General features: G+C 61.8%; 18 protein-coding genes. 7 read left to right on the top strand and 11 right to left on the bottom strand.

Annotation, left to right across the window (positions count from 1 at the left end):
* Positions 1-245: 245 nt before the first annotated feature.
* The gene (locus tag ACYCCG_RS13830) at positions 246-1,817 is read left to right on the top strand and encodes a TerC family protein (protein ID WP_209965587.1); all 1,572 of its coding nucleotides are present in this window, start codon (positions 246-248) and stop codon (positions 1,815-1,817) included.
* Here ACYCCG_RS13830 and rarD read toward each other — a convergent pair.
* Together rarD and ACYCCG_RS13820 are read right to left on the bottom strand one after the other, a co-directional pair.
* Positions 1,780-2,667, bottom strand: a complete 888-nt coding sequence (gene rarD / locus ACYCCG_RS13825) for an EamA family transporter RarD (RefSeq protein WP_176683400.1) — start codon at positions 2,665-2,667, stop codon at positions 1,780-1,782. The two genes, ACYCCG_RS13830 and rarD, sit on opposite strands and share 38 nt — an antisense overlap.
* 33 nt (positions 2,668-2,700) lie before the next feature.
* On the bottom strand, positions 2,701-4,287 hold the full coding sequence (locus ACYCCG_RS13820; protein WP_459670793.1) for an EAL domain-containing protein: 1,587 nt from the start codon (positions 4,285-4,287) through the stop codon (positions 2,701-2,703).
* Positions 4,288-4,585: 298 nt separating this feature from the next.
* On the opposite strand from ACYCCG_RS13820, the gene hppD reads away from it, so the two are divergent.
* Positions 4,586-5,662, top strand: coding sequence for a 4-hydroxyphenylpyruvate dioxygenase (hppD, locus tag ACYCCG_RS13815; protein ID WP_028697182.1), 1,077 nt, complete (start codon positions 4,586-4,588; stop codon positions 5,660-5,662).
* 23 nt (positions 5,663-5,685) lie between these two features.
* On the opposite strand, the gene ACYCCG_RS13810 is transcribed toward hppD, so the two are convergent.
* Both ACYCCG_RS13810 and ACYCCG_RS13805 read right to left on the bottom strand, forming a co-directional pair.
* Positions 5,686-6,492, bottom strand: coding sequence for a CSS-motif domain-containing protein (locus ACYCCG_RS13810; protein WP_209965591.1), 807 nt, complete (start codon positions 6,490-6,492; stop codon positions 5,686-5,688).
* 129 nt (positions 6,493-6,621) lie between these two features.
* Positions 6,622-7,308, bottom strand: coding sequence for a type 1 glutamine amidotransferase domain-containing protein (locus ACYCCG_RS13805; RefSeq protein ID WP_339443961.1), 687 nt, complete (start codon positions 7,306-7,308; stop codon positions 6,622-6,624).
* A 193-nt stretch (positions 7,309-7,501) separates the two neighbouring features.
* On the opposite strand from ACYCCG_RS13805, the gene ACYCCG_RS13800 reads away from it, so the two are divergent.
* On the top strand, positions 7,502-9,565 hold the full coding sequence (locus tag ACYCCG_RS13800) for a hybrid sensor histidine kinase/response regulator (protein WP_339443962.1): 2,064 nt from the start codon (positions 7,502-7,504) through the stop codon (positions 9,563-9,565).
* A 6-nt stretch (positions 9,566-9,571) separates the two neighbouring features.
* On the opposite strand, the gene ACYCCG_RS13795 is transcribed toward ACYCCG_RS13800, so the two are convergent.
* From ACYCCG_RS13795 to gspG, 7 genes are all read right to left on the bottom strand, one after another.
* Entirely contained in the window at positions 9,572-11,188 is a 1,617-nt protein-coding gene (locus ACYCCG_RS13795; RefSeq protein WP_459670792.1) for a response regulator, read from the bottom strand.
* Positions 11,189-11,266: 78 nt separating this feature from the next.
* Complete coding sequence (locus ACYCCG_RS13790) at positions 11,267-12,322, bottom strand: tetratricopeptide repeat protein (protein ID WP_459670790.1); 1,056 nt, start codon at positions 12,320-12,322, stop codon at positions 11,267-11,269.
* Between the two features lie 225 nt (positions 12,323-12,547).
* A complete protein-coding gene (locus ACYCCG_RS13785) occupies positions 12,548-13,963 on the bottom strand; it encodes an efflux transporter outer membrane subunit (RefSeq protein ID WP_176683407.1) in 1,416 nt (471 codons plus the stop codon).
* Positions 13,960-17,139: an efflux RND transporter permease subunit gene (locus ACYCCG_RS13780; RefSeq protein WP_209965598.1), complete on the bottom strand. Its 3,180-nt coding sequence runs from the start codon at positions 17,137-17,139 to the stop codon at positions 13,960-13,962. Before ACYCCG_RS13780 ends, ACYCCG_RS13785 begins: the two co-directional genes overlap by 4 nt.
* 13 nt (positions 17,140-17,152) lie before the next feature.
* Entirely contained in the window at positions 17,153-18,394 is a 1,242-nt protein-coding gene (mexE, locus tag ACYCCG_RS13775) for a multidrug efflux RND transporter periplasmic adaptor subunit MexE (protein WP_209965600.1), read from the bottom strand.
* Positions 18,395-18,585: 191 nt separating this feature from the next.
* Positions 18,586-19,776, bottom strand: a complete 1,191-nt coding sequence (locus ACYCCG_RS13770; RefSeq protein WP_176683410.1) for a type II secretion system F family protein — start codon at positions 19,774-19,776, stop codon at positions 18,586-18,588.
* A gap of 11 nt (positions 19,777-19,787) precedes the next feature.
* Entirely contained in the window at positions 19,788-20,213 is a 426-nt protein-coding gene (gspG, locus tag ACYCCG_RS13765; protein ID WP_003253843.1) for a type II secretion system major pseudopilin GspG, read from the bottom strand.
* Between the two features lie 185 nt (positions 20,214-20,398).
* Between gspG and ACYCCG_RS13760 the strand changes: the two genes are divergently transcribed.
* From ACYCCG_RS13760 to ACYCCG_RS13745, 4 genes are all read left to right on the top strand, one after another.
* The gene (locus tag ACYCCG_RS13760) at positions 20,399-20,992 is read left to right on the top strand and encodes a lytic transglycosylase domain-containing protein (protein WP_339533493.1); all 594 of its coding nucleotides are present in this window, start codon (positions 20,399-20,401) and stop codon (positions 20,990-20,992) included.
* Between the two features lie 174 nt (positions 20,993-21,166).
* Positions 21,167-22,618: a sensor histidine kinase gene (locus ACYCCG_RS13755; RefSeq protein WP_459670787.1), complete on the top strand. Its 1,452-nt coding sequence runs from the start codon at positions 21,167-21,169 to the stop codon at positions 22,616-22,618.
* Positions 22,619-22,923: 305 nt separating this feature from the next.
* Positions 22,924-24,417 carry a sensor histidine kinase gene (locus tag ACYCCG_RS13750; RefSeq protein WP_209965602.1) on the top strand — a complete coding sequence of 498 codons (1,494 nt, stop codon included), beginning with the start codon at positions 22,924-22,926 and terminating at the stop codon, positions 24,415-24,417.
* Positions 24,386-25,813: a sigma-54-dependent transcriptional regulator gene (locus tag ACYCCG_RS13745; protein ID WP_176683414.1), complete on the top strand. Its 1,428-nt coding sequence runs from the start codon at positions 24,386-24,388 to the stop codon at positions 25,811-25,813. Before ACYCCG_RS13750 ends, ACYCCG_RS13745 begins: the two co-directional genes overlap by 32 nt.
* Positions 25,814-25,819 lie beyond the last annotated feature (6 nt).

The raw sequence follows: 25,819 nt of genomic DNA, 5'->3' as shown, positions 1-25,819 counted from the left end.
CGTTCTGATGTATTGAACAAAAGTACCTGCGCACGACTCGCGCCTGCAGGGCTAATGGCGATGCAGGGGTGTTACAGGTTTTGTAATAGTTTTGCGCTACTACAGAAACCTGCTGTGCTTGTAGCATCGTCCTCCCAATTTTTTATCAAGGTCTATATGAGCACCTTCGCGGAGCCCCCCAGTCTTCGGCTTTTCCGGCCATCCTTCCCTCGTCCTTGTGACGTTTCCCTCGTGAGTACCCGCTAATGGAATGGCTAGCCGACCCCACGGCCTGGCTAGGCCTGTTGACGCTTATCGTCCTCGAGCTGGTGCTGGGTATCGACAACCTGGTGTTCATCGCCATCCTCGCCGACAAGTTGCCGCCGCATCAGCGCGACCGCGCGCGGGTCATTGGCCTGAGCCTGGCGCTCATCATGCGTCTGGGCCTGTTGGCCAGCATTTCGTGGATGGTCACCCTGACCGCACCGCTGTTCGAAGTGTTCGACAAGAGCTTCTCTGGCCGTGACCTGATCATGCTGTTCGGTGGTGTGTTCCTGCTGTTCAAGGCCACCATGGAGCTACACGAACGTCTGGAAGGTCACGTGACCCAGGCCAGTGGCACGCTGCGCCATGCCGCGTTCTGGCCGATCGTTGCCCAGATCGTGGTACTGGACGCGGTATTCTCGCTGGATGCCGTGATTACGGCGGTGGGCATGGTCGATGAACTGTCCGTGATGATGATCGCGGTGATCTTCTCGATCGGTATCATGATCGTTGCCAGCAAGCCGCTGACCCGCTTCGTCAACGCCCACCCCACGGTGATCATGCTGTGCCTGGGCTTCCTGATGATGATCGGTTTCAGCCTCACCGCAGAAGGTCTGGGCTTCCATATCCCGAAAGGCTACCTGTACGCGGCCATCGGCTTCTCGATCCTGATCGAGATGTTCAACCAACTGGCCCGTGCCCGCCGCAAGCGCAGCTTGCAACAGCATCGGCCGTTGCGCGAACGGACTGCCCATGCCGTGCTGCGCCTGCTGGGCGGCCGCCGGGTCGAGGCTGACGAGGTAGGCGAGGAAATTGCCGACCTGGTCGAGGGCGGCGGGGAACACGTGCTGTTCGACCGTCGTGAGCGGGTCATGATCAGCGGCGTGCTGAACCTGGCCGAGCGGCCGATTCGTACGGTGATGACTGCCCGTACCGAGGTTGATGTGATCGACCTGGCGCAACCGGCCGATGCCATTGCCCAGGCCCTGGCCAATTCGCCGTACTCGCGCCTGCCACTCATCCGTGATGGTCGCGTGGACGAGCCCTTGGGCTTTGTGCACAAGAAGGAACTGCTGAAAGAACTGCTCTCGGGCAACCAGCCCGACCTGGAAAACATGGCCCGGGCGCCATTGAACCTGCTGGAGAGCTTCAGCATCCTCAATGCCCTGGAGCAAATGCGCGGTCAGTCGACCCACATTGCCTTCGTTGTCAACGAGTTCGGTGACTTCACCGGGCTGTTGACCATGACCGACATCCTTGAGTCGATTGCCGGCGAGCTGCCGGATGCCAGTGAAGTCGAAGGCCCGGGCATCGTTCAGGAGGGGGAAGGCTTTGTGGTCAGCGGCGCGCTGAACCTCAGCCAGGTGCAGGCGCGTACTGGCTTCAGTGCCCGTGCTACCGAGGATTACCAGACCCTTGCGGGCCTGGTGATGAGCTTGCTCGACCGCCTGCCGATGGTCGGTGACCGGCTGGCCTGGAATGGCTGGACGCTGACCGTGGAGGCGGTTGAAGAGCGACGGGTACGCCAGGTTCGGCTTACACCGAACGGCGACGCTGACGTAGCAGGTGCTTGAAGCCCTCAAGCACCAGCACCAGTACCGCGGCCCAGATTGGCAGGTAGGTCAGCCACTGATCCGGGCCGATGGTTTCGCCCAGCAGCAACGCCACGCCTACCAGCAGCACGGGCTCGACGTAGCTGAGCAGGCCGAACAGGCTGAATGGCAGCATGCGGCTGGCCAGCACGTAGGCAATCAGCGCTGAAGCGCTGATCGCACCAAGGATCGGGATCAGCACATAGAGCCCGGGGTGTGCTTGCAGATCGGCGCTGGAAAGTGGGCTCTGGATCACGAAGTAAAGCGCCCACGGCAGCAGCAGGCACATGTCGCACCACAGGCCGCCCAGGTGGTCGGTGCGGCAGCGTCGGCGCAGCACGAAGTAGATCGGGTAGCCCACCGTTACCAGCAGGGTTTCCCAGGCAAAACTGCCATTTTGGTACAGCTCGTGGCCCACGCCCAGCGCGGCGCAGGCCACGGCTACCGTCTGCAGGCGAGACAGGCGCTCGCCATATACCAGCCGCCCGGTCAGGACCATGGCCAGTGGCAGCAGGAAGTAACCCATTGACACTTCCAGGCTGCGCCCATGCAGGGGCGCCCAGAGAAACAGCCACAGCTGCACCCCCATCAACCAGGAAGTGCCGACCATGCCGAGCAACAGCACCGGCGTACGTTTTACCCGGCCCATCAGTTCGCCCACCCGCTTCCAGTCTTTCGAGACAAGCATGAACAGGGTGAGGCAGGGCAGTGTCAGCAGGGTACGCCAGCCAAAGATTTCTTCGCCATCAAGTGGCTTGAGCAGGGAGGTATAGAAGTACATCACAGCGAACAAACAGGACGCCATGACCGATGAAACAATGCCTTTTGACACGAATGCCTCGAATAAGGGAATTGAGCGGGTTGATCAGCCGCGCATGATCTCAGGGGGCGCGCCTTGCGGCAACTGCGTTGCGCCCGGGCGAGTGGCCAGGGCTTCGAGGAACTGGGCGGCCGGCATGGGCCTGGCGAACAGGTAACCCTGCTGGAAGTCCACCCCGTGCGCGGCCAGGTAGTCGCGCTGCATGGCGGTTTCCACACCCTCGGCGACGATGCCCAGGTCCAGCTTGCCCGACAGCTCGATGATGGTCTCGAGAATGTGCACTGACAGTGCATCAGCGCCGATCATGGCAACGAAGCTCTGGTCGATCTTCAGGTAGTCGACCTTGAATTGCCGCAGATAGTTGAGGCTCGACTGGCCGGTGCCGAAGTCGTCGAGGGCGATCATCACGCCCATGGCGTGCAGCTTTTCGAACAGCTCAAGGGTGACCGGCGTGGGCTCGATCAGCTTGCGCTCTGTCAGCTCCAGGGTCAGCACCACCCGGCCGGGCGGAAAGTGCTGCAGGAATGTGCGGCAGTCATCCAGCAGGCTGAGGTCGCGGCAGTGGTCAGCGGTGATGTTGACACCAATATGGAAGCCGTCTTCCAACAGGCCGGCATAGGGCGCCAGGCTTTGCGCGGTATGTGTCAGCAGCGCGCGGGTCATGGCGACAATCTGCCCGCTGTGTTCGGCATAGGGGATGAACAGGTCGGGGCGAACCAGGCCCTCTCGCGGGTGGTGCCAGCGCATCAGCACTTCCGCGCCAGCCCAGCGGTAATCGCCCTTGCGCACCACCGGCTGAAAATACGGCAGGAATTCATCGGCCTGCAGGGCACGCTCCAGTTCGGCACGCGGAGAGGTGGCGCGGCGAATCTGCCAGCGGCACACCAGCGCCGCCAAGGCACCCAGTACCAGCAGCAGACTGAGCAGGCCAGGGTAGTGGCTGCGTAACAGTTGGCCTTGCTTGTCGGCACTGTAGCCGCCCTGCACACTGAAAGGGTAGCGCGTCGAGCCTATCAGCACGTTGGCACTGGGGGCGGCAGGGGATAGGCCTTTGTGGACCACACCGTCCTTGCCCATCCAGGCGTCGCCCACGCGGATTTGCAGTTCTTCATCGGGGCCGATCAGGCGCAGTGCTGTCAGCAGGTGGTCGCCATCCACCGTGGTGATTGCACCGTGGTCGCCGTCGCTGGCACGGTAGACCAGCAGCGGGTGGCCCGGCGTAACCGAGTTGCCGTCCATCAGCCATAACTCGCCGTCGACGTAATCGCCAGGATTGACCGGTTCTTCGAACTCGCCGAACAGGGAGGTGCAATAAAGGTTGTTGTGCCTGAACAGGTTGGTCGAGCGCACGAAGGCATTGCGGGTAACCTGGGCCCGTAGCATAAGCTTGACCTGCTCGCATGGGCTGTCAGTCAGTGGAAGCAGCGAATTGGCGGCACGGGACAGGTCGTCGAGAATGTGTTCGACGTGCTCCAGTGCCTGGCGGGTGGTGGCCTGGCTGCTGGCCTGCATTTCACGCTCGACCTGCCAGTTCATCACGGCCAGGCCGCACATGACCGGCAGCACGCCGACGACCCAGGGCAACAGCGTGCGCCAGCTGAGTGTGGCGCGGCGTTTGACGGTAAGGGGCATGCTGACCTGACTATCATGAAGTAAAACGAGAGGATAGCCGTTTGTCGGCGCGTACGAGTAACTAAAACGCGACAAACCATTTTACGCAATGTAGAATCGATTTACGAATACAACAATAAGGTCCTTCACTTCCGAAGGATCAAGCCCGCCGAGAATGGGTCCATATGACATACCATGGGTTCAAGCTGATCATAGGTGATTACCTCGCCCGTAGCGTGCGGGGCATTCCGTGCTCACCGCCGTTCCTGTTCCACATCCCACGCAATCAATAATTTTCGCTGCAGATGAGAACACGAACATGGCTGATATCTTCGAAAATCCAATGGGCCTGATGGGCTTCGAATTCATCGAACTGGCTTCGCCGACCCCAGGCGTACTTGAGCCTGTATTCCAGATTCTGGGCTTCACCAAAGTGGCCACCCACCGTTCCAAGGATGTGCACCTGTATCGCCAGGGTGACATCAACCTGATCCTGAACAATGAACCCAAAAGCATTGCCTCGTACTTCGCCGCTGAACACGGCCCGTCGGTGTGCGGCATGGCCTTCCGCGTGCGCAATGCCCATGAGGCTTATGCCCGCGCCCTGGAACTGGGCGCCCAGCCGGTAGAAATCGAAACCGGCCCGATGGAATTGCGCCTGCCGGCGATCAAGGGTATCGGCGGGGCACCGCTCTACCTGATCGACCGCTTCGAGGAAGGCAGTTCGATCTACGACATCGACTTCAACTTCATCGAAGGCGTGGATCGCAACCCGGTAGGGGCTGGCCTGAAAATCATCGATCACCTCACCCATAACGTTTATCGCGGGCGTATGGCCTACTGGGCCGGTTTCTACGAGAAGCTGTTCAACTTCCGTGAAATCCGCTACTTCGATATCAAGGGCGAATACACCGGCCTGACCTCCAAGGCCATGACTGCTCCTGATGGCATGATCCGCATCCCGCTCAACGAAGAGTCGTCCAAGGGCGCGGGGCAGATCGAAGAATTCCTGATGCAGTTCAACGGTGAAGGTATCCAGCACGTGGCCTTCCTGACCGATGACCTGCTCAAGACCTGGGATGCCCTGAAGGGGTTGGGCATGCGCTTCATGACCCCGCCACCGCAAACCTACTACGAAATGCTCGAAGAGCGCCTGCCTGGTCATGGTGAGCCAGTCGACCAACTGCAAGCGCGTGGCATCCTGCTCGATGGTGCCTCGCAACCCGAAGACAAGCGCCTGCTGCTGCAGATTTTCTCGGAAACCCTGCTTGGCCCGGTCTTCTTCGAGTTCATCCAGCGTAAAGGCGACGATGGCTTTGGTGAAGGCAACTTCAAGGCACTGTTCGAATCCATCGAGCGTGACCAGGTACGCCGTGGCGTGCTGAGCACAGACTGACCGCCCCTGGAGTACCGTCGTCGTCATGCTCGTTCGGCGGCGGTACCCCGCCTGTTGGCACGCGCCCTGAACAGGGCCAGGTAGACGATCGAGCCGGTCACGATCCCCACCAGCATCAGTGAGGGCGCTATCTGTAGCACCGACTGGCGGATTTCATGAGCGGTGAAACCCTCTGGGTAGCCACCTTTGACCGTATACCCATACCTGGCCGACATTGCGCTTGTAAAAAATTCGGCCTGTGAAGGGCGTTCAAGGTCACGGCTGTCACCATTGCTCCATATGTAGCGGTCGCCAAATTCGACCAGCAGTATCAGCCCATCCTGAAAGCCATCCAGTTCGTTGCGGATCTGCGTGGCATAGGCTGTCACGATTACGCCATTGTTTCTGCCCTTCTGGTGAAAGTCTACCAGCAGCTTCTGGCGCGTATCAGGAGGGCCGTAGGACAGTGCGACCCGCTGGCCGGACAACGCGAACGATGAATAATGCTCCAACGAACCTGAAACTGTGCTGCAGTAAGGTTGCTTGTCTTTCAGCAAGGTCAGTGACCTGACGATGGAGCGATGGGCAACCTGGTCCTGCAAGGTGCTTTTGACGTTGTCGCAAGGTTGACCTGCAAATGGCAGGGTGCGCAGGGCCGTCTCGTGCATTCTGTCCAGTGCATTGTCGACGCTGAACACCGCCTCCTGAACGGAGATGTTCGCGTTTTCTGCAAGTTTTGCTTCCAGCTGGAAAGCCATCACCAGCAAACCGGAAACCACAGGCACCAGCGCCACTGCGATGAGCAGCAGCAGCTCCACCATGCTGCGCCCTGCGTGCATGATTTTCGACATAGGCTAACAGTTCTCCGCTCTGAAACTGTTCGTGGTGAACAGCTGAGCCCTGAGCCTATGTATTTACTGATCAGGCTGCTGTAGTCCGGCTGCAGTTGAAGTGGTAGGAAATCGAGCGCCTCGGTGTAGCTAACTGCCATTGAGCTTTTTGAGCACTGCATCGGCCAGCAAGGCAGTGGAGGCGGGGTTCTGTCCGGTAATCAGCCGGTCATCGTCGACCACGTAAGGCTTCCACGGCTCATCATGCTTACTGTACTCACCGCCGCGAGCCCCAAGTTCGTTCTCCGTCAAGAAAGGCACTACGTCGTCCAGTTCGACCAGTTTCTCCTCTATATTGGAAAAGCCGGTCACCTTGCGGCCTTTGAGAAGCAGGCAGTTGTTACTCAGCTTGATGTTCAGCAGGCCGACAACGCCGTGACAGACTGCCGCAACAATGCCATTTTTTTCGTAGACCTTGCGCGCCAGTTCCTGCAGAGGTTGGTTTTCGGCGAAGTCGTACATCACCCCATGCCCTCCGGTGTAGTAGATGGCACTGTATTCGTTGGCCTTCACCTGCCCTGGGGCCAAAGTATTGCCCAGGCGCGTCATGAAGCGCTTGTCGTCGTACCATTGCCAGTCCAGGTCAGGGGCCATCTGCAGGCTGTGCGGGTCCACGGGAACGTAACCGCCCTGTGGGCTGACATAGTCGACCGTGTAGCCGGCCTTTTCGACTTTCTCGACAAAGTGAACGGCTTCACCCAGCCACAACCCGGTCGCCCGTTTGAGGGTTGGATACTTCGCTGTATTGGTCAGCACCACCAGAATTTTCTTGCTCATGACCCTGCTCCCGTCGGCAACCTGAATGGGCCGGTGCTCCCTGGCCCGAGGGAAAACCTAAATAGCATAGCTGCCACCTGCAAGTACGCCATGGTGTGCGCGATATGCTGTGCTAACTTGAACCCATCCACCGGCGAGCGTGCCAGACTTGGCGGCGCTATGGTCAACCTTGAGCATTGCTGGAGTCACGACATTGGTCGCTAACGGTAAACCACGCGAGCCTGCGTCGCAGGTCATCCTGCAGTCGCCTGTTTTGCCATCAATCGAGCCGATGGGGGAGCGGATTGCCCAGTTCGACTGGTGGCGTACCTCGCTTGGGCCATTGTCGCGCTGGCCTGCCTCGTTGCGCATTGCTGTGGACATGATGCACTTGTCACCCTTCCCGTGTGCGGTGGTGTGGGGGGCAGACCTGTGTGTGGTGCATAACGATGGCTACCGAGCGTTGCGGGCATTACCGGATGCGCTGGGCATGGCGTTCGATACCCTGTGGAGTGATATCTGGCCAGCAGTGGGGCCTTGGGTGTTCAAGGCACTGGAAGGCCATTCGAATTTTGTCGAGGACCCTCCACTGCGCATCGTCCGCAGTGAGGGCACCGAACCGCTATGGTGCGCATTCGGTTATGCACCCCTGCACGATGAACTCGGTAACGTGGCGGGGTTTCTGCATACGGTGATCGAGACCACGGCCAGCGTCGAGGCACACCGCCATTGGCGTGATCAGGTGCAGAGCTTTGAACGCCAGGTCGAGCGCCATGTGGCCGAGCGAGAGCAGTTCTGGTTGCTGTCGCGCGAAGCGATGATGATGCTTAGCCCTGAATTGAGACTGCATGCTGCCAACCCGGCCTGGTACCGCATTCTGGGGTGGACACAAGAGCAGGTGCAGGCGATGTCGGTAATGGAACTGGTGCATCCGACAGAGCGTGCCGAAGTGCGACTGGCAGTGTCCGCGCTGCTGCAATGCAGCCACGCGGAGCAGTTGGAGATCCGCCTGCGACACCGCGATGGCCACTACCACTGGTTTCGCTGGAGTGCGCGGTTTGACGGCAGCCTGCTGACAGCGGTTGGCCGGGACATCACCGCAGACCGTGAAGAGGCGGCGCGTCAGGCAGAGGCGCTGATGCGCAACAGCGAGCGCATGGAGGTGGTTGGCCAGTTGGCTGGCGGCATGGGTCATGAAATGAACAACTTGCTGTCCGGTATCGGTGGCAGCCTCGAACTGCTGCAACGGCGCCTGCAGGAGGGGCGGCTGGAGCGGGTGGGGGCCTACGTGGACGTTGCGCGCGACTCGGTGCAGCGGGCCATGGACCTGACCCATCGGTTGATTGCGTTTTCTCGCCATCAACCATTGGCCCCTCGGCCACTGGACTTCAATCGGCAGTTGCGGTTGAGCGAGCCCTTGTTGCTGCGGGCCTTGGGGTCAGAGATGCGTTTGCACTGGCAACTGGACGTTGCGCCTTGGACAGTGAGCCTGGACGTGCCCCAGTTAGAGAATGCCTTGATCAACTTGTGTGCCAATGCGCGTGAAGCGTGCCTGGAACAGGGCAATGTCACCATCAGCAGCGTCAACGAACGGCTCACAGCCTTTTTCCCGGATGAAGGTGGCTTGCCGCCAGGCGACTATGTGGCCGTGCATGTCGAGGACGATGGCCATGGCATGTCAGCGGTGGATATCGCCAGGGCTTTTGAACCGTTCTATACCACCAAGTCGCTCGGACACGGGGCCGGGCTTGGTCTGTCGATGGTGTATGGCTTCGTCCGTCAGTCGGGCGGGTATGCCTGGATCGAGTCGGTACCGGAACAAGGCACCAAGGTGTCCATGCTTTTCCCGAGGAGCCATGAGCCGGTTCCCGATGAGCCCGAACCGGTGCCGCTTTCGCAACGCATGGCACGGGGCGAGCGCCTGCTGCTGGTGGATGATGAGCTTGATCTGCGCGCAGTCATGCGCGAGTACCTGACTGAGCGTGGTTTTGACGTCACGGATGTGGGCGATGCCAATAGCGCACTGGAGCGCTTTCGCCATGGCGGCCCTTTCGATCTGGTCATCACCGATATCGGTTTGCCGGGTGGGTTCAGTGGTCGGCAAGTGGCCAAGGCCATGCGCATGCAGCTTGCACAGCAGAAAATTCTATTCATCACCGGTTATGCGGATCAGTCCATTGAAGCGCAATTGCTCGATCAGCCGGGCACGGCATTGCTGAACAAGCCGTTCTCGCTGGCGCATCTTGCCGATGAGGCGCTACGCATGCTTGACGCGTAAGGCGCTTCAAGGCTTGCCTAGAATCTGTGTTACTCGAGCCTGCAACTGCTGCAACTCGAACGGCTTGCAGATCAGGTGCATGTCAGCGTCCAGGAAGCCTTCGCGGGCCATGGCCGTTTCCGCGTAGCCGGTGATGAACAGCACCGGCAATCGTGGGCGCAGGCTGCGGGCAATTTCCGCCAGTTGCCGGCCATTCATGCCGGGCAAGCCCACATCGGTGATCAGCAAATCCACCGGTTGTGCCGAGCGCAGCACCTTCAGGCCCTCGTTGGCGTCGGCTGCGCTTTGGCAGGGGAAGCCGTTTTCGCGCAGCGCCTGGCAAAGCAGTTGGCGCACATGGGGATCGTCCTCGACGATCAGCACGTGTCGGCTGCAGCCGTCTTGCCTGGGCGCCACAGGCTCGCTGGATGGCAGGGTCTGGTCGACATGGCGTGGCAAATACAGCTCCACCTGGGTTCCCTGGCCAATCTCGCTGCGGAGGGTGATATGCCCATGGGATTGCTTGCTGAACCCGTACACCATCGACAACCCCAGGCCAATGCCCTGGCCGGTCGCCTTGGTGCTGAAGAACGGTTCGAAGGCGTGCTCCAGCGTGCTTTGCGCCATGCCCTGGCCGCTGTCGATGATCTGCAGGCGCACATAATCGCCCGTACGCAGCGCGCTGCCGGCGAACTGCTCGGTGGCGATGTGATGATTGTTCGCTTCGATGCGTAGCAGGCCACCGTTGGGCATGGCCTCGCTGGCATTGAGCAGGAGGTTGTCGAGGGCTTCTTGCAACTGCTGGTCATCCGCCTCCACGTGCCACAGGTCTTTGGCCGCATGCACTTGCAGGGTTATCGACGGGCTCAGGCAAGCCTTCAGGCGCTCTGCGTCGAGCAAGGGATGCAGGTCTATACGTTGGCTGTGTAGCGATTGGCGGGAAGAGAAGGCAAGCAGGCGGTGAGTCAGGCGGGCGGCGCGTGAAACGGCCTCGCGGCCCATGCCCAGAACGCCGTCCAGGCCGTCGTCGCGGCCTTGCCGCAGGCGCCGCTGGATGAGTTCGAAGCTGCCGCTGATGCTGGTGAGCAGGTTGTTGAAGTCATGGGCGACGCCGCCGGCCAGTTGGCCGATGGCCTCCATCTTGCGTGCCTGGCAGCGGGCGAATTCACTGCGGTCCTGCTCCTGGCCCGGCGTTGAAGGCCGGCTGTCCAGGCGCTGCTGCATGCCATAGAGCTGGTCACGTGTAACGTACTGTCGACGCCGGTTGCGCAGCGCGGACCGGGTCATGTGCAGCAACTGGGCATTCTCGTAGGGCGCAACCAGCCATAGAAGATTGCCCACAGGATGATGACTCACGCCAGCGGCCGACCAGGCGCCCTGGGTCAGCAGCACAATGGGCAAATCCGACCAACTCGGTTGCTGGTCAATGAATGCCTGCAGCAAGGCGCTTGGGCCTTGGCTGAACATCTGCTCGGCAATGATCGCCAAGCCTGCACCCTCGGCCAGACGCGCCTGCAGGTTTGCCAGGTCGACCGCGCAGAGGCTGTTGATGCCGGCGGAGGTAAGCAGACGTGAGGTGTCCGCCGCCAGTTGTGGCGGTGCGAGGATCAAGGCACGTTCATCCAGCGCCAACGAACTGGCCAAAACGACTCTCCTTTAGGGTGGCCTGATACCCACTGGACCCTGGCACAGCCTCAGGGTTCAACTGAATCCAGGTACTGCCTACAGGCCCTGTTGCAGTGCAGGGTCGTCCGGGTTCTGGCGCTCCAGTTCGGCTAGCGATACTTGCACGTTCTGCAACTGTCCGGACTCTTTCCAGTACTGAATCAGCAGCACCCGTGCCCGGCGATTGGCTGGCTGCCGATTGAGGATGGTTTCCAGTTGCTTCTGGGCAGCGTCGAGCTGGTCAAGCTGATGCAGGGTGACCGCCAGTGTATAGCGGTAGTCGGCGTTGTCCGGGTCCAGTTCCACCGCGCGGGACAGGGCCAGCAAGGCATACTCGCGCTGTTCGTGGCGCTTCAGCCAAAGCCCTAGTTCATACTGCAGAAAGGCCGAGTTGGGGCTCAGCGCCAGGGCTTTGCCCAATACCTGGCGGGAGGCGTCGTGGTGGCCCTGGCGCTCAAGCAGACGTACCTGAGTCGCCAGTGCATCGAGGTTGGCAGGTGCAACCTCGAGCGCACGTTGCAGGGCCGCAGCGGCCTGCGTGTAGTCGTTTTCGTGCAGGTACAGGCGCGCCAGGTGCACCTGGGCGTCGGCATCTTCGGGTTGTTGCTCGAGGGCCTTTTGGTATTGCTCCAGGGCTGACTGCAGCGGGCCGAAATAGAGGCCGATGGCGTCGGGATCGAGGCCCAGCAGGGCATCCACGGCGGCAAAACGCACGCTTTGCTCACTGTCGTCCAGCAGCGGGCCGAGTACCAGGCTGCGCTGTGCCGGCGGTAACAGGCGGCGAATACTGGCAATGGCCGCTCGACGCACCAGCGGCTCGGCGTGTTCCAGGTCCTGGCGGGCCAGTTTCAATGCCTGCGGTGAAGGGTAGTTGGGCAACTCGGCGTAGAGCGCCGCACGGCGGATGGCGGGCAGGTCGTTGCGCTGCAGTTGCTGGTACAGCACCCGTGCGGCGCCGGGCTGGCCGTCGTGAGCCTGGCGCAGCGCTTTGGCGTAGCTGTGTGCTGGCAAGTTCGGCGGGGTTGGCGGGGCGTCGCGCCACAGGTAGCCGAACAGGGCCGATACCAGAATCGACAACAGCAGGGCGATCAGGTAGCGGTTGCGTCTGGGCATCGGACGATCCGTGGCGGCGGGAAGGGCAGAGCTTGGGCCAGCCGGGGGGTAAATGCAACCGAACCGGGCACGCCGCTGGCCAGGCACCAGGCCTACGGTGGCATTCCAGGCACTGCGTATTGGGGTGAATACGATGGCAAACATAAAAAAGCCCCGCGGGCCATGGCCTGCGGGGCAAACGGTTGGGGGAGGAGCCAACCAAAGGAGTCGTTGAAATGCGGTGTGTCAGTGTGCGCTGGCCAAGGTCTGCGGTTGCCAGCCGCCACCCAGGGCCTTGTAGATCGAGACGATGCCGCGGTACAGCTCGACTTCACCTTGGGCTTGTGCATCCTCAGCACTTAGCCGCTCACGCTCGGCATCGAGCAGTACCAGGTAGTCCACGGTACCCTCGCGATATCGAATCGAGGCCAGTTCTGCAGCCTTGCGGCTGGCGTCGCTCTGGCGCATCAGCGACAGCAGACGCTGCTGGGTCTTGTCGTAATCGCTGAAGGCGTTGGCCGACTCTTCCAGCGCCAGCAGCACCTGCTGTTCGTAGTTGGCCAGTGCCCCTTCGGCATCGGCCTTGGCGCCGCGCAGGCGGGCCCGCACGCTGCCCAGGTCGAAGGCTGCCCAGGTAATGCTCGGGCCCAGCGCCCAGGCGTTGGCCGCCGAAGAGCCGATCTGCGAGCCGCGGGCGGCGGTAAAGCCGAGGAAGCCACTGAGGCTGACACGGGGGAACAGGTCGGCGGTGGCCACGCCAACGTTGGCGGTGGCGGCCGCCAGTTGGCGTTCGGCGCTGCGGATGTCCGGGCGGCGGCGCAGCAACTCACCTGGGTCACCTACCGGCAGCGCCTTGGCGATGGCCGGCAGCGCCTTGGGCGACAGGTCTACGCTGAGCGCGTCAGGGCCCTGGCCTAGCAGGGTGGCGATGCGATGCCGCGCCCGTGCCTGTTCGGCTTGCAGTTGCGGCACGGTGGCTTCGACCCCGGCCAGGCGCGCATCGGCACGCACCACGTCAAGGTCATTGCCCACGCCCGCATCGCGCAGGGTTTCGGTAATGGTGCGTGATTCCTGCTGAGTCTTCAGGTTGGCCAGGGCGATCTTCTCGCGCAACTGGGCGCCGCGCAGTTGCCCGTAGGCATCGACCAGTTCGGCGATCAGGCTGACCTGCAACTGCTGCAGGTCGGCGGCGGCCACCGCTTCCTGGGCTTCGCTGGCTTCGATCTGGCGCTGGATGCGGCCGAACAGGTCAAGTTCCCAGGCCATGTCCAGGCCCAGGTCGTAGCGCTCGCTGTTCACCCGCTGCGTGGTCTGGCCGGGGATCTGGCCTTTGCCAAGATCGCTGCTGGCACGGCTGGTGACCACCGGGAACGGGTCGTTTTCGGCGTCTTCGCGGATCGAACGGGCCGATTTCAGGCGGGCGAAGGCCACGCGCAAGTCACGGTTGCCGTCCAGCGAAGCCTGCACCAGCTGGTTCAGCACCGGGTCGTCGAACTGCTTCCACCACAGGCTCTCGAAGCGGCTACGGTCGTAGGCCTTGGCCTGCACATCGCTGCCCAGTTGTGCAGGTTCGGTGGCTGGCGCCTGGTAGTCAGGGCCTACCGCACAGGCCGCCAGGGCCAGTGCCAGCAGGCTTGGGGTCAAGGGTTTGAGCAGGTTCATGCGTGGTTCTCCAGCACTTGAGCGTGTTCAGCCTTGCGGGCCTGGCGACGCTCGACGAAACGGCGGATCAGGAAGAAGAACACCGGGGTCAGGAACAGGCCGAACACGGTGACGCCGATCATCCCCGAGAACACCGCCACACCCATGGCATGGCGCATTTCCGATCCTGCACCGGAGCTGAACACCAGGGGCACCACGCCCATGATGAAGGCGATCGAGGTCATCAGGATCGGCCGCAGACGCAGGCGGCAGGCTTCCAGCACCGCAGCCAGCGGGTCGAGGCCCTTGGCCTGTTCATCCTTGGCGAATTCGACGATCAGGATCGCGTTCTTGCACGCCAGGCCCACCAGTACGATCAGGCCGATCTGGGTGAAGATGTTGTTGTCGCCACCCGATACGATCACACCGGTGATGGCCGACAGCAGGGTCATTGGCACGATCAGGATCACCGCCAGCGGCAGGCTCCAGCTTTCGTACTGGGCAGCCAGCACCAGAAACGCCAGCAGCACGCACAGCGGGAACACCAGCAGTGCGGTATTGCCCGAGAGGATCTGCTGATAGGTCAGGTCGGTCCACTCGAAGGTCATGCCGTTGGGCAGTTCCTCTTTCAGCAGTTTCTCGATCGCAGCTTCCGCCTGACCAGAGCTGTAGCCCGGTGCGGCGGCACCGTTGATCTCGGCAGTGATGAAGCCGTTGTAGTGCATGACCCGGTCCGGCCCCGAGGTATCGCTGACCTTGAGGAAGGTCGCCAGCGGGATCATCTCGCCAAGGTTGTTGCGCACCTTCAGTTGGCCGATCTGCTCGGCATCAAGGCGGAACTGCTGCTCAGCCTGGACGTTGACCTGATAGGTACGGCCGAAGCGGTTGAAGTCGTTGGTGTACAACGAGCCCAGGTAGACCTGCAGGGTGTCGAAGATGTCGGTGATCGCCACCCCGTGGGTCTTGGCCTTTTCCCGGTCGATGGCGGCATCGACTTGTGGCACGTTGACCTGGTAGCTGGTGAACAGGCCGGCCAGCTCTGGCACGTTGTGGCTCTTGGCGATGATGTTCTGGGTTTCCTTGTACAGCGCTTCGTAACCCAGATTGCCACGGTCTTCGATTTGCAGACGGAAGCCGCCAATCGTGCCCAGGCCCTGTACCGGCGGCGGTGGGAAGATTGCGATGTAGGCGTCCTGGATGTCGGCGAACTGGGCATTCAGCGCGGCTGCGATGGCTGCCGCCGACTGGCTCGGGTCCTTGCGCTCATCGAATGACTTGAGCGGGGTGAACACGATGCCGCTGTTCGGGCTGTTGGTGAAGCCGTTGATCGACAGGCCCGGGAAGGCCACCGAGTCGGCCACGCCAGGCTGCTTGAGGGCGATTTCGCTCATGCGCTTGATCACCGCTTCGGTACGGTCGAGGCTGGCCGCGTCCGGCAGTTGGGCGAAGGCCACCAGGTACTGCTTGTCCTGGGCCGGCACGAAACCGGTCGGGGTGGACGAGAAGCCCAGGTAGGTCAGGCCCATCAGGCCGGCATACACGAACAGGGCGATGCCACTGGAGCGGATGACCCGGCGCACGCCACCGACGTAGCGGTTGGACGCACGGTCGAAGAATCGGTTGAACGGAGAGAACAGCCAGCTGCCCAGCAGTTTGTCGAGGAACCGCGAGAAACGGTCCTTGGGGGCGTGGTGCTCCTTGAGCAGCACCGCGGCCAAGGCTGGCGACAGGGTCAGCGAATTGAACGCCGAAATGACGGTCGAAATGGCGATGGTCAGGGCGAACTGCTTGTAGAACTGCCCGGTCAGGCCGGAAATGAACGCTGCAGGTACGAACACCGCGCACAGCACCAGGGCGGTGGCGATGATCGGCCCGGTCACTTCGCTCATGGCCTTTTGCGTGGCTTCCAGCGGTTTCAGGCCCAGCCCGATGTTACGTTCGACGTTCTCCACCACGACGATGGCATCGTCAACCACGATACCGATGGCGAGCACCAGCCCGAACAACGACAGCGCGTTGAGTGAAAAGCCGAACAGGTGCATGACCGCGAAGGTACCGATCAGCGAGACCGGCACAGCCAGCAGCGGGATGATCGAGGCGCGCCAGGTCTGCAGGAACAGGATCACCACCAGCACCACCAGCACCAGGGCTTCGAACAGGGTGTGCACCACCGCTTCGATGGAGCCGCGCACGAAGATGGTCGGGTCATAGACGATGCTGTAGTCCATCCCTTCAGGGAAGTCCTTTTTCAGCTCGGCCATTTTCGCCCGCACCTCGTCGGAGATCTCGATGGCGTTGGAGCCTGGGCGCTGGAAGATCGGGATGGCCACCGCCGGCTGGTTGTTCAGCAGCGAGCGCAGGGCGTACTGGCTGGAGCCGAGTTCGACCCGGGCGATGTCCTTCAGGCGGGTGATCTCGCCATCGGCCCCGGCGCGGATGATGATGTTCTCGAACTCTTCCTCGTTGACCAGACGGCCCTGGGTATTGATCGACAGCTGGAAGCTGGTCGACCCTGGGGCAGGCGGTGCGCCCAGCTGGCCGGCAGCCACCTGGCGGTTCTGCTCGCGGATTGCGGCGACCACATCACTGGCTGTCAGGTTGCGCGAAGCGGTCTTGTTCGGGTCCAGCCATACGCGCAGCGAGTAGTCGCCCATGCCGAACAGTTGTACGTCGCCGACGCCGCCCAGGCGCGCCAGCTCGTCCTTGATGTTGAGGATGGCGTAGTTGGACAGATAGAGCATGTCGTAGCGGTTGTCCGGCGAGGTCAGGTGCACGACCATGGTCAGGTCAGGCGAGGCCTTGTCGACGGTGATACCGATACGGGTCACTTCCTCGGGCAGCTTGGGCTGGGTACGGGTGACGCGGTTCTGTACCTGCACCTGGGCGTTGTCCAGGTCGGTACCCAGGGCGAAGGTGATGGTCAGCGTCAGCTTGCCATCGGCAGTGGACTGGGAGGACATGTACAGCATGTTCTCCACACCGGTAATGGCCTGTTCCAGTGGCGCGGCGACGGTTTCGCCGATGACTTTGGGGTTGGCGCCGGGGAAGTTGGCGCGCACCACAACGGTGGGCGGCACCACTTCGGGGTATTCGCTGATCGGCAACTGGAACAGCGAGATAGAACCCGCAATCAGCAGCAACAGCGACAGCACCGCGGCGAAGATTGGCCGGGTAATGAAGAATTTCGAGAAGTTCATCGGTAGGGGTCCCTTAACCGCGTGGCGCCTGGGCGCCGGCGACTTTCACGTGATTGCCCGCCATTTTCGGCGCCGGGTTGCTGGCCTCCAGGGCCTGACGCTGCCGTGCGAGGGCGGCGAGGGTTTGCTCGCTGGCCATCGGTGTTTCTTCCGGGGTTACCGGCGAACCAGGGCGCACGCGCTGCAGGCCCTTCACCACGATGCGTTCGCCCTTGTCCAGGCCGCTGCGTACGATGCGCAAGCCTTCAAGTTTCGGCCCCAGTTCCACGGTGCGGTAGGTGGCTTTGTTGTCCTTGCCCATGACCAGCACAAACTTCTTGCCAAGGTCAGTACCCACGGCTTCGTCGTTGATCAGCATGGCGTCGTACTGGGCGCTGCCGACCAGTTTCAGACGCGCATACAAGCCTGGTGTGAACTCGCCGTCGCTGTTGTCGAATACTGCGCGACCGCGGATGGTGCCGGTGCGCGGGTTGACCTGGTTGTCGACGAAGTTCATGTGGCCCAGGTGCGGGGTGCCGCTTTCGTTGGTCAGCCCCAGGTATACCGGGGTGCTCTGGCCACGCTGGCCTTCACGGGCCAGCTGGGTGTACTTGAGGTACACGCGCTCGTCGGCGTCGAAGTAGGCGTAGACCTTGTCGGTGGACACCACGCTGGTCAGCGGGGTGACATCGGCGGTGACGATGTTGCCGGCGGTGAACTCGGCGCGGCTGACACGGCCGCTGATGGGCGCAGTGACGCGGGTGAAGCTGAGGTTCAGGCGCGCCAGGTCGAGCTGGGCCTGGATTGCATCGACCCCGGCACGGGCCTCGGCAGCGGCACTGCTGCGCGATTCGGCCAGTTCGGCGGAGATGGCGTTGCTGTCACGCAAGCGCTCGCCACGGCGGGCTTCGTTGGCGCTGCGGATGGCGGTGGCCTTGGCCTGTTGCAACTGGGCTTCGAGGCGGCGGACTTCTGCCTGGAACGGGCGCGGGTCGATCTGGAACAGCAGGTCGCCTTTCTTGACCTGGGCACCTTCAGTGAAAGCCACCCGGTCGATCTGGCCGGAGACCCGCGGGCGCACTTCGACGGTTTCCGGGGCTTCGAGGCGGCCGGTGAACTCGTCCCATTCGGTGATCGGTTGCTCGATCACCTTGGCCACACTTACCTTCGGCGCGGCGGGAGCCTGCACGGCGTCGGGGGTTCGACCGCAAGCGCTGATCACCACCACTGCCAGGGCAGCGAGGGGGAAGCGCAAGGGTTTGAGTGATTGTTCCATGGAGAACTCCGCCAATGTATTAGTAGTGGGCGGAGTGTGAGTGTGTTGCGCGTGAGGTACGAATCGAACAGGGCGAAGGTTACTATCACGCCGAATGATAAGTGGGGATCAGTTATCGATGGCGGCCATGGTTGGGCACAGCGCACTGCCTGTGCAGGCACCCCGTTACGCGAGAGCCTGGGCCTGGCCATTCAGTGAATGCTTGAGGCCAGTTCGAAGATCGGCATGTACATGAGGATCACGATCAGGCCGATCAGCAGGCCGATGAAGGTCATCAGCAGCGGCTCGAACAGTTTGACGAACCACTCCACCCAGCGGCCGATTTCCTGGTCATGGAAGTCGGCGCAGCGCTCCAGCATCTCGCCCAGGTTGCCAGACTGCTCGCCAGCCCGCAGCAGGCGCAGTGATACCGGCGTCACCAGGTGCCCGGCCGCCAGTGCATCCGAGAGGGGCAGCCCTTCGCCCACCCGCAGGCTGGCCTGCTCCAGGCCCTGCGCTGCTGCGTTGCCGAGCAGGCCACGGGCCATCCCCATGGCGGTAAGGATGGGAATTCCGCCTTGCAGCAGGATACCCAGCGAGCGATAGAAACGCGCCAACTCGTACATCATCAGGCGCTGATGCAGTGCTGGCAGACGCCGCAGTTGGCAGGAGGCCCAGTGCCGTACACGCGGGTGCCGGCGCAGCAGCCAAAGTGTCGCCACCCCGACGACGGTGCCCAGCGCCAGCGGCAATTGCTGGGCATGCAGAAACAGGCCGACCTGCATCAGCACCCGTGACAGCCAGGGTAGCTCGGTGCCCATGCCCTCGAACACCTGGCTGAAACGCGGTACCACATAGCCGAGCAGGAACAGCACCACACCACCCCCCACCAGCAACAGCAGCAACGGGTAGACTGAGGCACCCACCAGCTTCTGGCGGACCAGGTCCAGGCGCTGGCGATAGCTGATATAGCGGGTGAGGGCGTCGCCCAGAGCACCGGTGCGTTCACTGGACTGCACCAGCGCCACATACAACGGCGGGAATACCCTCGGTTGCTGGCCCAGAGCCTGGGACAGCGAGCGGCCCTCGTACAGCTGGCGTACCAACTCGGCGAGCACCTTGCGCGCTGTCGCTGCCGGGCTCTTCTCTGCCAGGCTTTCCAGTGCGTCGATCAGCGGCAGGCCGGCATTGAGCAAGGTTGACAGTTCCTGGCTGAACAGCACCAGGTCGAACGCCGCTTCACGGCGCCAGGCCATGCCGCGCAAGGCGCCGCCGCTGCTGCGCAGGCTGAGTACACGCAGGCCTTGGTCTTCGGCCTGGCGGCGGGCGTGGTCGGCGTCCTCGGCGTCGATCTGCAACTGCACCACGCCCTGCCTACCCAGGGCCTTGAGGCTGTAGCGCATGGCCGCTCTCCTTACTGCCAACTGGTGATTTCGGCGTTTTCCCCATCACCACCCGGCTGGCCGTCCTTGCCCATCGACAGCAGGTCGTACTCACCGCCGTTCTCGCCAGGTTGCCGGTAGATGTAAGGGCGGCCCCACGGGTCTTGTGGCACGGCCTTCTGCAGGTACGGGCCGGTCCAGCGAGCCTCGCCACTGGGGGCGACCACCAACGCCTGCAAGCCTTGTTCGCTGTTGGGGTAGTGGCCGACCTCCAGGCGGTACAAGTCCAGGGCCTTGCTCAGCCCCTCGATCTGCGCCCGCGCAACCTTGGCCTCGGAGCGGCCGAGCTGACTGAAGTACTTGGGCGCGACGATGCCGGCCAGCAGGCCGAGTACCACCAGTACCACCAGGAGTTCAAGCAGAGTGAAGCCACGTTGCGGGTTGGTTCTGCGCTGCATGGTGAAGCCCTCCACTGCTATGGGGACACGCGTTGACATGCACCATGCAACAGCCGTGCACGTCTGCCCCGGGGCCTTGCGCCATGGGGCACAGGAAGCGGCACAGTGCTTGCGTCGTGGTGACTGTCCTCGGGTTTTCCGGGGCATTTCCCCCACTTCGGGGCCACGACGAAGAGGCGACCGGCATGCGTGGACTCATCCTCGGTTTGATCTGGCTGGCGGCAGGTGTTGCCCACGCCGATGTGTACATCTCAATCGATGCCAAGGGGGGCTACGTGCTGAGCAATGTCCATAGACCAGGGCGCCACTATGAGAGGGTGATCAACGAGCCGCTGGCCCAGGGTGGGCCGGTCAAGGCGCAAATGATCACTGGCCGCCCTTACGCCGAGGTAGTCGCCACGGCTGCGCGCATCCACAATGTGCCGCCGGCGCTGCTGCACGCGGTGATCAAGGCCGAGTCTGGCTACAACCCCAAAGCCCGTTCGCGGGCGGGGGCAGTGGGGTTGATGCAACTGATGCCGGAAACCGCCCGCGAGATGGGGGTGCAAGACCGGCTGGACCCTGAAGACAATGTGCACGGAGGGGCGCGCTACCTCAAGCAGATGCTCACCCTGTTCGACAACGACATCACCTTGGCCGTAGCGGCCTACAATGCCGGCCCGGATGCTGTATTGCGGCGCGGTGCCGTGCCGCCGTTTGCCGAGACCCGGCGTTATGTGCCCACGGTGCTGCGCGAGTATCGCAAGTTGCAAGGGTTGAATGACGACTCGCCTTTGTAACAGCTGGCTTGCAGCTCACGCATTCCCACAGGGGCCACACCATCCTCAGGCTGTATCGGGCAGGTGAAGTGGGGAGGGAATAAATACCCTTCGGCGGATGCCATCAATTTAATACTATGGTTTCCCCAAGTCTGGGCTATAACCTTCTAAAGGTGCCCAGCTGAGGTGTCCGTTATGGACGTCGCCCCTCGTTCCGACACTATTGACGTGCCTGCCGGTAGCGAGTTGGCCGCCCCGCGCAGGCCATTCAACCTTCTGCGCTGGTATGCCTGGGTCAGTCTAGCCATCATTCTCTCGGTGGCTGCCGGGCTGGGGCTGATTTCCAGCCGCTTCATCATCGACGAGAGCGTCGAGCGTGACGCGTTACTCACCGCACAGTTCATCACCTCCATCGCCGATGCCGAAGTGCGCCATGTGTCGATCCCCAATGTGCGGACCATGGGCGAACTGCTCGATCCGCGCACCGACCGCAATAACTTGCCCGACGTCGACCCGGATGCCCGGCGCAAGGCCCGCGGCGAGTTTCTTGACCATATCGCTCACCTGCCCGATATGCTGCTGGCCAATATTTATGCCTTGGACCGCACTGTGATCTGGTCCAGCAACCCGGCACTGATCGGCCAGTTGATCGAAGGCGATGAAGACCTGAATCGGGCTTTCGAGTACAAGATGCGCGTTTCGGCCAGCTACCACAGTTTCGAACATGCCCGCTCCGAGCAGAAGTTCATCACCCCGCCCAAGCAGCTATTGATCGAGAACTACATTCCGCTGTTCGATGCCGATGGCGAGCAGGTCACAGCGATGGTCGAGATCTATAAAGAACCCCATGACCTGATCGCACGCATCGAGCATGGCCTGATCCTGATCTGGTTGGCCATCACCGTCGGCGCTGCACTGGTCTATGTCGGCCTTTACGGCATGATGCACCGCGCCGCCCGGCTGCTGGCGGTGCAGCAGAAGCGGCTGATCAACAGCGAAACCTACGTGGCACTGGGTGAGGTGTCGTCGGCGGTGGCCCATAGCCTGCGCAACCCGCTGGCCAGTATCCGCTCAAGTGCCGAACTGGCACAGGCGTTCGACGAAGGCCCGGCGCAACGCCAGGTCAACGATATCATCAGCCAGGTCGACCGGATGTCGCAGTGGATCCGCCAGATGCTGCAGTCACTGCGCCCGCTGAACGACGAGGCATTGGCGGTGGACTTGCCGCAGGCGTTGCAGGAAAGCCTGCAGACCTACGCTGTGCCGCTGGCGCGCGGTGGAGTAAGCCTGGACTTGCAACCGTTACCGAGCGTGCAGGTGTTGGGGCACCCGGTATTGCTGCGCCAGGTATTCAGTAGCCTGATCGCCAATGCCCTGGAGACGATGGAGCAGGGCGGGCGGTTGCGTATCGAAGTGGTGCGTCATAACCGACGCAGCCTGACCTTGCGCCTGTCCGACAATGGCAAGGGCATGAACGACGCGCAGCAGCGCATGGCCTTCCGGCCATTCTTCACCACCAAACAGGGTGGGCTGGGGGTGGGGCTGGTGCTGGTGAAACGCATCATGGAACGCTTCGGCGGTGCGGTTCGGCTCAGCAGCAGCGAGGGCCATGGCACGAGGGTCTCGTTAAGTTTTCGACTGGCTTGAACTCGTCAAACGACATTACTTAAGTGTTGTAAGACATTGATATTAAGGAAATTAACTTTTTGTGGGTGAAAATGCCCCAGTTGTGGGGGATATCCTTCTGATTGGGATTAATAAGTGCTTGTAAGCTACTAAAAAATAACAGTTTTAATTTTTCAGATTCTGCTGGCTAAGTTTTTGCAGTAAATGTGTGAAGCGCAATACGCTACAAATGGCAGCTGCGACTGCCCGGGTGGATTGCTACCCAGTGGCTACTGCCATTGGCCTTGATGCAGTTCTGAACGTACGCCCAGCGCGGGAACCACGCGATGCAGATGCTGGAAAACGAAGCGCCCGACAAGGTCAGTGCGACCGCCAGCGGACGGGTCTTACCTTTGCGTGAATTCAACTTGCTGCGCTGGTTCTCGGTTATCAGCCTGTTGATCATTACCTCGGTGGCAGGTGGGCTGGGGTACGTTTCGACGCGCTTCGTGGTGCGCGACAGTGTAGAGCGCGATGCCATGCTCACCGCGCAGTTCATTCAGGCAATGGCCCAGGCCGAAGTGCGTCATTCGCAATTACCGCCTGGCACCACCATGGGCGAGTTGCTGGACCCGCGACTGGACCTGCAGTACCGGCAGTTCACCCCGGCCTTGGCCGAGTCGACCCGGGTCGAGTTCCTCGATCATGTCGAGCACCTGCCGGACACCTTGCTGGCCAACGTTTATGCCCGCGACCGCACCATTGTCTGGTCCACCAACGCAGAGCTGATTGGCAAGCGGATAGAAGTTGATGGTGATCTTGAGCGCGCCTTCCGCTCGCGCAAGGCGGTGTCGGCCAGCTATCACAAGGTTGCGGATGATCGCGAAGAGCAGAAGTTCCAGCGCGAACCACGCTACCTGTTTATCGAGAACTACATCCCGCTGTTCGATAGCCAGGGTGAGCAGGTACTGGCCATGGTGGAAATCTACAAGGAACCGCAGGATCTGATCCGGCGCATCCAGCGCGGCTATTTGCTGATCTGGGCCTCGACCCTGGTAGGTGGCGCGTTAATTTACTTCGGGCTGTTCTGGATCGTGCGCCGTGCGGCGCACATGCTGCACCTGCAGCAGGAGCGGCTGGTGGCAAGCGAAACCTATGTGGCGCTGGGTGAGATGTCTTCGGCAGTGGCTCACAGCATGCGCAACCCGCTGGCCAATATCCTCTCCAGCGCCGAACTTGCCCAGGAAACCGCCAACCCTGCTGCGCAGAAGAACATCACTGACATCATCAGCCAGGTCGACCGCATGTCGCGTTGGGTGCGCGACCTGCTGGTGTCGTTGCGTCCGTCCAGTGAAGAACCCGAGGCCGTGGACCTGGTGGCGGCCATCGAAGACACCCACCTGGCCTTCGCCCAGCAGATCGAACGCAACGGCGTGCGCTTCCATTTCGAAGGGCCTGACGTGCAGTGGGTGGTCAGCCAGCCGCTGCAGCTCACGCAGATTCTCAACAGCCTGTTTTCCAATGCCCTGGAGGCCATGCCCGCTGGCGGGATGCTCAATGCCCAGGTCAATGTGCAAGAAGGCCTGCGCGCCGAGTTCGTGCTGACCGACACGGGCAAAGGCATGAGCCAACAGCAGGAACGGATGGTGTTCAAGCCGTTCTTCACGACCAAACAGGGTGGCCTTGGCGTGGGGCTGGCCCTGGTCAAGCGCATCATGGAACGTTTTGGCGGCTCGGTCAGCCTGAGCAGCCGCGAAGAGGAAGGAACCCGCGTCAGCCTTACATTCAATATTGCAGCGGGAGGGGAACATGGAGCACAGCATCCTGGTCGTCGAGGATGATGAAATCCTTGCCGACAACATTCGCACTTACCTCAGCCTCAAGGGCTACGATGTCATCGTGTGCCACAGCGCGGAACTGGCGCTGGAGCAGATCAAGCGGGCGCAACCTGACGCGGTGCTGACCGACAACTCGCTGCCAGGCATGAGCGGGCATGACCTGCTGCGTACCCTGGTGGCCCAGGCACCGGACCTGAAGGTGATCATGATGACCGGCTACGGCAATGTCGAAGATGCCGTGCAGGCGATGAAGGAGGGCGCCTTTCATTACCTGACCAAACCGGTGGTACTGGCCGAGCTCAAGCTGACCCTGGACAAGGCCCTGGCAACCGAGCGTATGGAGCGCACGCTGTCGTTCTACCAGGAGCGCGAGGCGCAGAAGTCCGGGTTGCAGGCATTGATCGGCGAGTCGCCGGTGATGCTCACCCTCAAGCACACCCTGCGCCAGGTGCTCGATGCCGAGCGGCGCATGGCCAGTGACGACCTGCCACCGGTGCTGATCGAAGGCGAGACCGGTACTGGCAAGGAGCTGGTGGCCCGTGCCCTGCATTTTGATGGTTCGCGCAGCAAAGGGCCGTTCATCGAGTTCAATTGCGCTTCGATCCCTGCCAACCTGCTTGAGGCCGAACTGTTTGGTCATGAGAAGGGCGCTTTCACCGATGCCAAGGAGCGCCGGGTGGGGCTGGTGGAGGCTGCCGATGGCGGCACCTTGTTCCTTGACGAGATCGGCGAAATGGACCTGGTGCTACAGGCCAAGTTGCTCAAGTTGCTGGAAGACCGCAGCATCCGCCGGATTGGTGCTGTGAAGGAACGCAAGGTCGATCTGCGGGTGATCAGCGCCACCAACTGTAACCTGGAACAAATGGTGCAGCAGGGCAAATTCCGCCGTGACCTGTTCTTCCGCCTGCGCATTATCGCCCTGAAGGTGCCGCGCCTGTATTCGCGTGGGCAGGACATACTGCTATTGGCGCGGCATTTCCTTGCCCACCATAGCCGCCGTTATGGCAAGCCGAACCTGCGCTTTTCGGCCGAGGCCGAAAGCCTGATGCTCGGTTATAGCTGGCCTGGCAATGTACGAGAATTGCGCAACATGCTGGAGCAGACCGTGTTGCTGGCGCCGAACGAGGTCGTGCAGGCGCATCAGTTGAACCTGTGCATGACCTTGGTTGACGAGCCGTTGGCGCAACAGCCGATGGCGGCCATGTTCGAAATGCCGCGGCACGAGCCAGAGCCGGGTACAAGTCTGCCTGACATGGAGCGTGACCTTGTCTGCAAGACCCTGGACCGTACCGACTGGAACGTGACCAAGTCGGCACGGATGCTTGGGTTGTCGCGGGATATGCTGCGTTACCGGATCGAGAAGCTGGGACTGACCCGGCCTGACAAACGTCAGTGGTAGTACAGG

Source organism: Pseudomonas sp. VEM90 (assembly GCF_054611535.1).
This window is presented reverse-complemented; position numbering and strand designations above follow the sequence as displayed.